We start from the raw sequence: 9658 nt of genomic DNA on the forward strand, positions 1-9658 counted from the left end.
CCTCATTGGTCAGTGAAGCCGCATTTGCCTGTACGGCAAATCCTCCGACCCACAGCATGGCGGGTAGCGCAACCCCGGCCAAGATGGCCGTCTTTTTTGTACGGTTTCTCATAGTCTCCTCGCAGCGGTGAATAAACCAGAATGCGCGAAGCCGTTCGGCTTCGCGCATGAGATGCATCAAGACACCGTGGTGTCTGCAGTGGACGTATCGCCCTTGTTATCAATCCAGGACACAGTCACTTTGTCACCGGCTTTACCGCCTTTGAAACGGAACTCCAGGAACGGGTTTTTGGAGATGGCCGTGCCCCAGTCGCAGGTCATCACGGTCTTGTCCCCATTTTTGCAGGTGACGGACTGAATGAAGTGGGCGGGAATGATTTGACCAGCTTTGTCTTTCAGCAGGCCGGTCTCTTCGGGGTGGGTCATCAGAACGCGAACGACCACAGCGTCGCCTTCGACGTTCGCCCGCATACGCATCGGAAATGCCATCGTGTTACTCCTTAAATAGGTGTGTTGCTGGAATCAGCAAAATTCAAAACAGTATCAGTAGATCGGGTTGCTGGATCGCGTGGGATCGGGTTGCCGCAGGCCAATCAGCCGCCGCAACCACCCAGCGTGACCTTGATCTCTTTTTTGCTGAACAGCAGCTTGTCGCCAACCTTGGCCACGGCATAGACGTTGGAGGTCTGCGCCATTTTGACGCGGGTGGCCACGTTGGGCACCGAAGCGTCGGTCATGTTGAACATGCCGGCGAGGACCGTCGGGTTCTTTTCGATCACGATACCCAGCGCGGTGGTACCGGCTGCATTGCTTTTCACACCCACCGGTACCACAGCGCCGTTTTCGGCGATGTCCGGACCGATGATGCTGACATCGGTGCTTTCGGTGGGCGTTCCACCCCAGATCTTGGCCGCGTCGGCAAACGACTTGGCTTCGAACAGGGGCGCATTCCAACCCGGAGCGTCAGCAGCCAGGGCAATATTGGGCATGAGACCAGCGGTTGCAGCAACGCCCAAGGCGGCTGCGCCTGCACCAATCTGCATGACCTGGCGACGAGTTTGATTCATCAGTCTTCTCCTTAAAGTGAACAGGACAGTACCTGTATCTTGATAACGTATTACTGCTTCGCGCCGTCGACAATCCACTGCGCAATCATCTTGGCATCGCCTTCGCTGATGGTTTGCGGCGGCATGGGGATAGAGCCCCAAACACCTGAACCGCCCTTGATGATCCGTGTGGTCAACTCGGCGACCATATCTTTTTTGCCGCCATACTTGGCCGCGACCTCCTTGTAACCTGGGCCGACCAGCTTGTTGTCACCCAAGCTATGGCAGGCCAGGCAGGACTTGTCTTTCAAAAGAGCAACCACCTTGGCGTCCGGATTGCTGTCCGCCGCGGCTTTTTCCTTGGCTTTCTTTTCCTGCTCTGCCGCTGATTCGGTCATCATGCCGCGGATCGGACCCCATGTGCGGTACTGATCTGCGAGGTTGCCGTTATTGTTCAGCGCAAACTCAGGAATGAAGCTGGTGATTTTGGGAGCTGGTGCGCAGTTTTTCATGCAATCCGTGTTGTGGGTATCCGGGATACCCCCATTCCCGATCTCTTTGCCGGGCCACATGCCGTGGTTCCAGATCATGCCATTGCGGTTAGGCAGCATGTCCTGAACTTGTTGTACGTTGTCACGGGTCAGCACGAAGTTGCCGGGCACCACGTTGGCGAGGTTCAACAGGTAGGCCACCAGCGCATAAGTATCGTCCCAGGTCAGCGAGCCCGGCTCGTTCCAAGGCATGGCGCGATGGATGTAGTCGAACAGCGTGGACACCGTGGACAGCTTTTCAATGGTGGTTGCGCCATCATTGGTGTTCGCCAACTTGGCGACACGACCCGTCTTGATGTCCTGCTTGGTGGCCTGGTAGGCACCGACCAGAGGCGGGAACACCGCGTTGGAATCGGCAAAGTCACCATGGCATGAGGCGCACTTAGCCTCCCACAGCTTGGTGCCGGTTGCCACGCTGCCTTGACCGACCGGCAGGCCGGCGAAATCAGGGCGAACGTCGATGTTCCAGGCCTTGATTTCATCGGGCGTTGCCGTACGACCCAGGGTGGCATCGAGCTTCAGGTCCTTTGCGGGGACTTGGGGATGGACGGGCATGCCCGCCGCCGAGGCCACCGTGGCGCCGCCGACAAACATTCCCCCCAGAATGACCGCCAGCGCGGCTTTACGAATTCGCGAGTTGGACATTGCGAACATCTCCATTTTCTTCAACTTGCCAAGTTTGGATTGCGTTGTTGTGATAGACGGAACGAGTACCGCGCACTTTGCGCAGTTCTTCATAGGTGGGCTGCACCATGCCGGTTTCGTCAATCGCGCGACTTTGCAGGAAGGCGACCTGCCCCTTCCAAACCCAAGGCACATTGAACCGAGTGAATGCCTTGCTCTGGATCGGCCCTTCAAGACGCGCGGGCTGCCAGTTCACGCCGCCGTCGAACGAGACATCGACACGCTTGATTTTGCCGCGGCCCGACCAAGCCAGACCCGAGACGTTGTAAAGCCCTTTGTCCAACAACACCTGACCACCGGACGGCGAGGTGATCACCGACTTGACTTCCATGACCGAGGTGTATTGACGCAGACGGCCATCGGGCATCAGATCGACGTAGCCCACGGTTTCGTCCTTGGTGGCGAAAGGCTGGGTACCGAGCTTGATGCGGCGCAGGTACTTGATGTTGGAAACGCCTTCGACCCCCGGCACCACCAAACGCAGCGGGTAGCCGTTTTCCGGGCGGAGCATTTCACCGTTCTGGCCGTAGGCCACCAGCACCTCACCCGACAGCACGAGCGACATCGGGATGGTGCGGTTTTCGGTCGAGCCGTCAGCGCCTTCCGCCATGATGAAGCGAACGCCCTTGAGGTCGGCGCCGCAGTCTTCGAGAATGTCGATGAGCGGCACACCGGTGAACTCGGAGCAGGACACCATGCCGTGCGTATATTGCACGGTCGGCAGCGCCACGTTGCCCCATTCCATCGCGGAGTTGGCGCCGCATTCGATGAAGTGAAAGCGCGACACCGGCTGCATGCGCATGATGTCGCCCACGGTATAGACCTTGGGCTTCTTGATGAGATTCTTCTCACCCATCACCATGAAGCGGAAGTCTTCCGGGTTGATGTCGTACCAGCCCTGGTGCGAGCGGTTGAAGTGCAAACCCGCCGGCGTGACGATACCGAACATGCCTTGCAGCGGCGCAAAGGCCACGTTGGCCTGATTCACCGCAGCCAGACCCGGACTGATGCGGCGCACCAAGTCCTTTTCGTACTTGGACGGCATGCCGTAAGGTGGCTCGTTCACCGGAGCGCCCAGAGTGGTGCGCCACTCCTGCTCTTTCAGGATGAACTTGCTGCCCTTGTCACCCTCCCAGTCTTTGCGATCGGCTGCGTAGACGTTCGCTGCACCGCCAGCGGCCATGGTGGCGCTGGCCGTCAGAAACGCTTTACGCAAAAAGTCGCGGCGACCTCCCTGAACCTGGGCGATCTGCTCAGCGCTCAGGAAGTTTTCCGGTGCTTTACGCAGCCGGCCTAGCTTTTTTGTGTAGTCACTCATCCTCTTTCTCGCTTAGTAGGCACGTCGGGCCAGGCGATCCGTCTGCGAAACCGATTCAGGATCGTCGAGCTCGATGGCAATTTGAGTACACACGGTCCGGCACAACTGCACTGCCTTCTCGCTCTGCACACGGTAATAAACCAGATTACCGACGCGGCGCTTGGCGACCACACCGGCTTGATACAACACCTTGAGATGCTGGGACACATTGGGCTGGGTCGAATCGACCGAGTCCATGATTTCTGTCACGCTTTTTTCGCCTGTACAGATGGAATTGAGGATGCGCAAGCGCAGGGGGGTGGCGAGGACGCCGAAGAGCTCGGCGGCGGAATCGAACACCCGATCCGCGTCGACCGAGAGATCATCTGCGGGCGACGTCACCAGTTCCGGGAGCGTGTCAGTTTGTGGCATATGAATTTGCTTATAAGCAAGCACTGATATTTTTCAAACCCTGACGGGGCTTGTCCACCCTTGGCGGCTAGGAGTTTCCCTAGTCAGGGACGCGCAATTGCATCAGGAATTTGCTGAAGGGCAAGCGGGTCTTCCAGTGTAGTGAGGTCGCCGGGGTCACGGCCTTCGCAAATCGCCTGGATCGCGCGACGCAACATTTTTCCTGAGCGGGTCTTGGGCAGTGCCGTCACCAGGCAGATGCGCTGGGGTCGAGCGACGGCGCCGAGTTGGGCGTCGACGTGGGCGGCGATGGAGGCCTGACTGGCCTGCGCAGTCACATTATCCTGCCCCGGACGCAGCACCACGAAGGCCCAGGCGGCTTGTCCTTTGAGTGCATCCTGCACGCCCACGACGGCCACCTCGGCCACTGCGGGATGCGCGCTGATGCTCTCTTCGATTTCGCGCGTGCCGAGCCGGTGGCCAGCCACATTGATGACATCGTCGGTGCGACCGAGGATGTAGAGATAGCCGTCGGCGTCCTGACGGCCCCAGTCGAAGGTGGAATACACCTGCCGGTTCGGGTATGTACTCCAGTAGGTATCCACAAAACGGGCGTCGTCGCCCCAGATGGTTTGCAGACAACCGGGCGGCAGCGGCCAGTCGATCGCCACCACGCCTTTTTCGCCGGGAGCGACCGGCTCGCCGTCTGTCTCGTTGCGCAGGCAGACTTTGTAACCCGGCATGGAAACGCCGGGGGAGCCCATGCGAGAAGCCACGTCGGGAAATCCCAGCGGGGTTGCCAGAATGGGCCAGCCAGTTTCGGTTTGCCAATAGTTGTCGATCACCGGCTTGTTCAGCGATTCGGCCGCCCAGCGGCCGGTGGGTTCGTCCAGCGGCTCGCCCGCGAGAAAAATGGCACGCAGACTCGACAGGTCGTGCCGCTGCAACAGCGCGGGGTCATGGCGCTTGAGCACGCGCATGGCGGTTGGGGCGGAGAACATCTGATTGACGCGATACTGCTCGACGATGCGCCAGAACACAGCGGCATCCGGGCGGATGGGGGTGCCCTCGTACAGAATGGTGGTCATGCCGGAGAGCAAAGGCGCATACACGATGTAGCTATGCCCCACGACCCAGCCGATGTCGCTCGTACAGAAAAACGTCTCCCCGGGCTGGCCGCCGAAAATCACGCGCATGGACAGTTGCAGCGCCACGGCATAGCCCCCGGTATCGCGCTGCACGCCCTTGGGTTTGCCCGTCGTGCCCGAGGTATAGAGGATGTAGCTCGGATGGGTGGAATCGACCCAGACGCAGGGCACTTCCGCCCGGGCGTGCCGGGTGCGCAAGTCGGCGTAGGAAACATCGCGCGGTGCCTGCCGGGCCCAATCCGCCAGCCCGCGATCGACCACGATGACCTGCTCGGGCGGATGCTGCGACAGACGTAGCGCTTCGTCGAGCAAGGGTTTGTACGACACGACTTTGCCCGCGCGCGATCCAGCGTCGGCGCTGACGATGACTTTGGGTTGCGCATCATCGATACGCGCCGCAAGGCTCACCGACGCGAACCCGCCGAACACCACCGAATGCACCGCACCCAGACGCACGCAGGCCAGCATGGCGAACACCGCTTCGGGAATCATCGGCATATAGATCAGCACCCGGTCGCCCTGGGTGACGCCCAGACTCTGCAGACTGGCCGCCATGATCTGCACTTCGCGGTGCAGCTCGGCGTAGCTGTAACTGACCTCCTGCCCCGTTTCGGTGGACACATACACCAGCGCGGCTTGCCCGGCGCGCTCCGGCAGATGACGGTCGACCGCGTTATGACAGAGGTTGGTCAAGCCCCCCGAAAACCAGGCGGAGAATGGCGGCCTGCTGCGGTCGAGCACACTGTTCCACGGCTTTTTCCAATCGATGGCCTGCGCCTGCTCGGCCCAGAAAGCTTCGGGTGAATCGACGCTGCGGCGGTAAAAATCGGCGTAAGACGCATCAATCATCGCACTGTCTCCTGTTTTGTATGAATGCGGCCCAGCCTAGGAATGGGCGCTGACGCCGAACTGACTCATCGATGAGCTGAGGGAAACCGCGATCAAATCTTCACCACAAGCCGACCCCGCACTTTGCCGTCGAGCAATTCTTGCGCGGCCGTTTGAGCCTGATCGAGCGGGATGTCGTGAGCGATCTGGTCGAGCATCGGCGCATCGATCAGATCGGCCAGCTTCTGCCAGGCTTTGCACCGAGCCGACTGCGGCTGCATCACGCTGTCGATTCCCGCCAGTGTCACGCCCCGCAGAATGAAGGGCGCCACCGTGGTCGGGAAATCCATGCCTCCCGCCAGACCGCACGCGGCCACCACGCCGCCCCAGCGGGTTTGCGCGCAGGCGTTGGCCAGGGTGTGGCTGCCCACCGTATCCACCACCGCCGCCCAGCGCTCTTTCTGCAACGGTTTGCCGGGCGACGAAAGCGTGTTGCGGTCGATCACTTCAGCGGCCCCGAGCGCGCGCAAATAGGCTTGCTCCTGCAACTTGCCAGTTGACGCCACGACCGTCCAGCCCAATTTGGCCAGCAGTGCCACAGCCACGCTGCCTACGCCACCGCTTGCCCCCGTCACCAGCACGCTGCCCTGCGCGGGTACGGCGCCATGCCGCTCTATCGCCAGCACGCACAGCGCCGCGGTATAACCGGCCGTACCCAGCGCCATGGCCTGTCGCGCAGTGAAGGCCTTGGGCAGCCGGATCAACCAGTCTCCATTGAGCCGCGCTCGCTGGCTCAGGCAGCCCCAATGCGTTTCGCCCACGCCCCAGCCGTTGAGCACCCAGCGGTCGCCAGGCTGCCAGTCGGCATGCGTGCTTACAAGCACCGTGCCCGCGCCGTCGATGCCCGGCACCATGGGCCAGCGCCGCACGACCGGGCCGCGGTTGGTCAGCGCCAGCGCGTCTTTGTAGTTCAGGGTGGAATATTCCACCGCGACGGTCACGTCTCCCGCAGGGAGTTCTTCGTCTGGCCATGCCGCCAGGGTGGCACTGAAGCCTTGATCGGTCTGATTGAGTTTCCAGGCAGTGAACATCGTGTTTTCCCGTTGAGGCGGCAATGCTTCTTGCACTGCACAATGATTGACACATTCAAGCGTTCTATCTAAATTCACGCGATTATGCGTGTCAACCCCTTGTTCGCCCAGATTGCCTTGGCCTGTTGCCTGTTAGGACCATGCGGCATCACCTCAGTCTGGGCCGGCCCGCGTGTGCTGCCCCAGATCGACCCGGCGCAGCCCTCTGAAAAGGCGGTGCGAGACGTGCAAAACGCCCAGCGCGACGACGCCTCACTGCGCCAATGGTTGACGCAAAACGGCTTTGTGCATCAGGTCTCCACCCGGGCTTCCGACCTGGTGGTCAATGCGCTGAGCTTTCTGGGCGTGAAATATCGCTACGGCGGCGACTCTGCGCGCAGCGGCTTCGATTGCTCGGGTTTTGTGCGCTACGTCTATCAGGAAACGCTGGGCACGGTACTGCCGCACAACGCCGCGGAGCAGGCGCACGAAGGCGAAAAGATTCCGGAAAGCCAGCTCAAACCGGGCGATCTGGTGTTTTTCAACACGCTTCGCCGAGCCTTCTCGCATGTGGGTATTTACATCGGCGATGGTCAGTTCATTCACTCTCCCCGACCTGGCCAGACTGTGCGCGTCGAAAATCTCGATTCGCCTTACTGGGCCAAACGCTTCGACGGCGCGCGCCGCATCATGACGAGCCCGCAGACCGAAGTCGCGCAAGACGACCCCAGCAGCAGCCCGAGCGACACGGCGGCACAAGCGGGGCAATAAGCGAATCCGGCGTTCATTGCCAAGCTGCTTACAAAAAAACGGGCCGAGGCCCGTTTTTTATCGCCGTGGCGGCGGCAGATCGGTACAGCTGCCCTCTGCGGCCTCAGCCGCCAGACCCACGGATTCGCCCAGCGTGGGATGTGGATGGATGGTGCGGCCGATGTCCACCGCGTCCGCCCCCATCTCGATCGCCAGAGCGATTTCACTGATGAGGTCGCCCGCGTGCGTGCCGACAATACCGCCGCCGACGATGCAGTGCGTCGCCTTATCGAACAACAGCTTGGTGAAACCCTCGTCACGGCCGTTGGCGATGGCCCGGCCCGATGCCGTCCACGGAAACAGCCCCTTGGTCACGGCGATGCCTTGCGCTTTGGCTGCGTCTTCGGTCAGGCCGACCCAGGCAATCTCCGGATCGGTATAGGCCACGCTGGGAATCACCCGCGCGTCGAAGGCCGACTTCGCCAGCGCGTCGTCGCCTTTGAGTTCACCCGCGCACACCTCGGCGGCGACATGGCCCTCGTGCACCGCCTTGTGCGCCAGCATGGGCTGACCGACGATGTCACCAATGGCATGGATATGCGGCACGTTGGTGCGCAACTGCGCATCCACCGGAATGAATCCGCGCTCGTTCACCGCCACGCCGGCCTTGTCGGCCGCGATTTTGCGGCCATTGGGCGCGCGGCCCACGGCTTGCAGCACCAGGTCGTAGCGCTGCGGCTCGGTAGGAGCACCTTCGCCCTCAAACGTCACCCAGATGCCGTCGGGCTTGGCTTGGGCGGCCACCGTCTTGGTCTTAAGCATCATGCGGTCGAAGCGCTTGGCGTTGAGCTTCTGCCAGACCTTCACCAGATCGCGGTCGGCGCCGGGCATGAGGCCGTCGAGCATTTCCACCACGTCCAGGCGTGCGCCCAGCGTGGAATACACCGTGCCCATCTCCAGCCCGATGATGCCGCCGCCGACGATGAGCATATTCTTCGGCGCCTGCTCCAGAGTGAGCGCACCGGTGGAATCGACGATGCGCGGGTCATCGGGCAAGAAGGGCAGGCGCACCGCCTGCGAACCTGCGGCGATGATGGCGCGCTGAAAACCCACCGTCTGCGTGGCGCCGGTCTTGTTCTGACCCTCGCCCTCGGTGAGTTCGACCTGCACATGGTGCGCGTCGATGAACGCCCCATAGCCTCGCACGACCGTGACCTTGCGCATTTTCGCCATGGCCGCCAAACCGCCGGTGAGCTTGCCCACCTCCTTGGCCTTGTGCGCCGCCAGCTTGGCGCGATCGACCTTGGGCGCGCCGAATTCCACCCCGAGGTCGGCGAAATGCGCCGCTTCGTCCATGACCGCGGCCACGTGTAGCAGCGCCTTGCTGGGTATGCAGCCGACGTTGAGGCACACGCCCCCCAAAGCGGCGTAACGCTCGACCAGCACCACCTTCAGGCCCAGGTCGGCGGCGCGAAATGCTGCGGAATATCCCCCGGGGCCAGCGCCGAGCACCAGCACGTCGCACTCCACATCGACCTTGCCAGAGAACGCTGCGGCAGCCTGCGGCGCAGGTGAGGTTTGTGGCGCCGTGTTTGTCGGCGAGGCGGCAGGCGCGGGCGGCGCGGGCGTAGTCTCGGCGATTGCCTGCGCACCCGCAGCGTCCAGCTCCAGCAAAACCGTGCCTTCGCTCACCTTGTCGCCCAGTTTCACGCGCAGCGCCTTCACCACGCCGGCGGCGCTGCTGGGGATCTCCATGCTGGCCTTGTCACTCTCCACCGTGACCAGCGATTGATCGACCGCGATCTGGTCTCCGGCCTTCACCAGAACCTCGATCACTTCCACATCCTTGAAGTCCCCGATATCGGGAACCTTG

9 protein-coding genes are annotated in these 9658 nt (G+C 61.7%); 1 reads left to right on the plus strand and 8 read right to left on the minus strand.

The window, feature by feature from the left end; all coding sequences use genetic code 11:
* Positions 1 to 177: 177 nt before the first annotated feature.
* The 7 genes from soxZ to acuI all read right to left on the minus strand — a co-directional run bounded on the left by soxZ (position 178) and on the right by acuI (position 7056).
* The gene (soxZ, locus tag ABT24_RS14585; protein ID WP_013106571.1) at positions 178 to 489 is read right to left on the minus strand and encodes a thiosulfate oxidation carrier complex protein SoxZ; all 312 of its coding nucleotides are present in this window, start codon (positions 487 to 489) and stop codon (positions 178 to 180) included.
* Positions 490 to 593: 104 nt separating this feature from the next.
* Entirely contained in the window at positions 594 to 1067 is a 474-nt protein-coding gene (gene soxY, locus ABT24_RS14590; RefSeq protein WP_013124560.1) for a thiosulfate oxidation carrier protein SoxY, read from the minus strand.
* A 50-nt stretch (positions 1068 to 1117) separates the two neighbouring features.
* Positions 1118 to 2242: a c-type cytochrome gene (locus ABT24_RS14595; protein WP_013123837.1), complete on the minus strand. Its 1125-nt coding sequence runs from the start codon at positions 2240 to 2242 to the stop codon at positions 1118 to 1120.
* Positions 2220 to 3599: a sulfite dehydrogenase gene (soxC, locus tag ABT24_RS14600; protein ID WP_156054671.1), complete on the minus strand. Its 1380-nt coding sequence runs from the start codon at positions 3597 to 3599 to the stop codon at positions 2220 to 2222. Before soxC ends, ABT24_RS14595 begins: the two co-directional genes overlap by 23 nt.
* A gap of 12 nt (positions 3600 to 3611) precedes the next feature.
* Positions 3612 to 4010 (minus strand): ArsR/SmtB family transcription factor, encoded by a 399-nt coding sequence (locus tag ABT24_RS14605; RefSeq protein WP_013106575.1) that lies wholly within the window; start codon positions 4008 to 4010, stop codon positions 3612 to 3614.
* Between the two features lie 83 nt (positions 4011 to 4093).
* Positions 4094 to 5986, minus strand: a complete 1893-nt coding sequence (locus ABT24_RS14610; protein ID WP_276726982.1) for a propionate--CoA ligase — start codon at positions 5984 to 5986, stop codon at positions 4094 to 4096.
* Between the two features lie 92 nt (positions 5987 to 6078).
* On the minus strand, positions 6079 to 7056 hold the full coding sequence (acuI, locus tag ABT24_RS14615; RefSeq protein WP_276726981.1) for an acrylyl-CoA reductase (NADPH): 978 nt from the start codon (positions 7054 to 7056) through the stop codon (positions 6079 to 6081).
* 84 nt (positions 7057 to 7140) lie between these two features.
* Here acuI and ABT24_RS14620 point away from each other — a divergent pair, with 84 nt between their 5' ends.
* The gene (locus ABT24_RS14620) at positions 7141 to 7806 is read left to right on the plus strand and encodes a C40 family peptidase (RefSeq protein WP_276726979.1); all 666 of its coding nucleotides are present in this window, start codon (positions 7141 to 7143) and stop codon (positions 7804 to 7806) included.
* 57 nt (positions 7807 to 7863) lie between these two features.
* Here ABT24_RS14620 and lpdA read toward each other — a convergent pair.
* Positions 7864 to 9658 (minus strand): dihydrolipoyl dehydrogenase (gene lpdA / locus ABT24_RS14625; protein ID WP_286738144.1); only part of this gene is annotated, 1795 nt, incomplete at its 5' end.

Origin of the sequence: Thiomonas sp. SCN 64-16 (assembly GCF_001725585.1) — a bacterium.
Lineage (GTDB): Bacteria > Pseudomonadota > Gammaproteobacteria > Burkholderiales > Burkholderiaceae_C > Thiomonas > Thiomonas arsenitoxydans.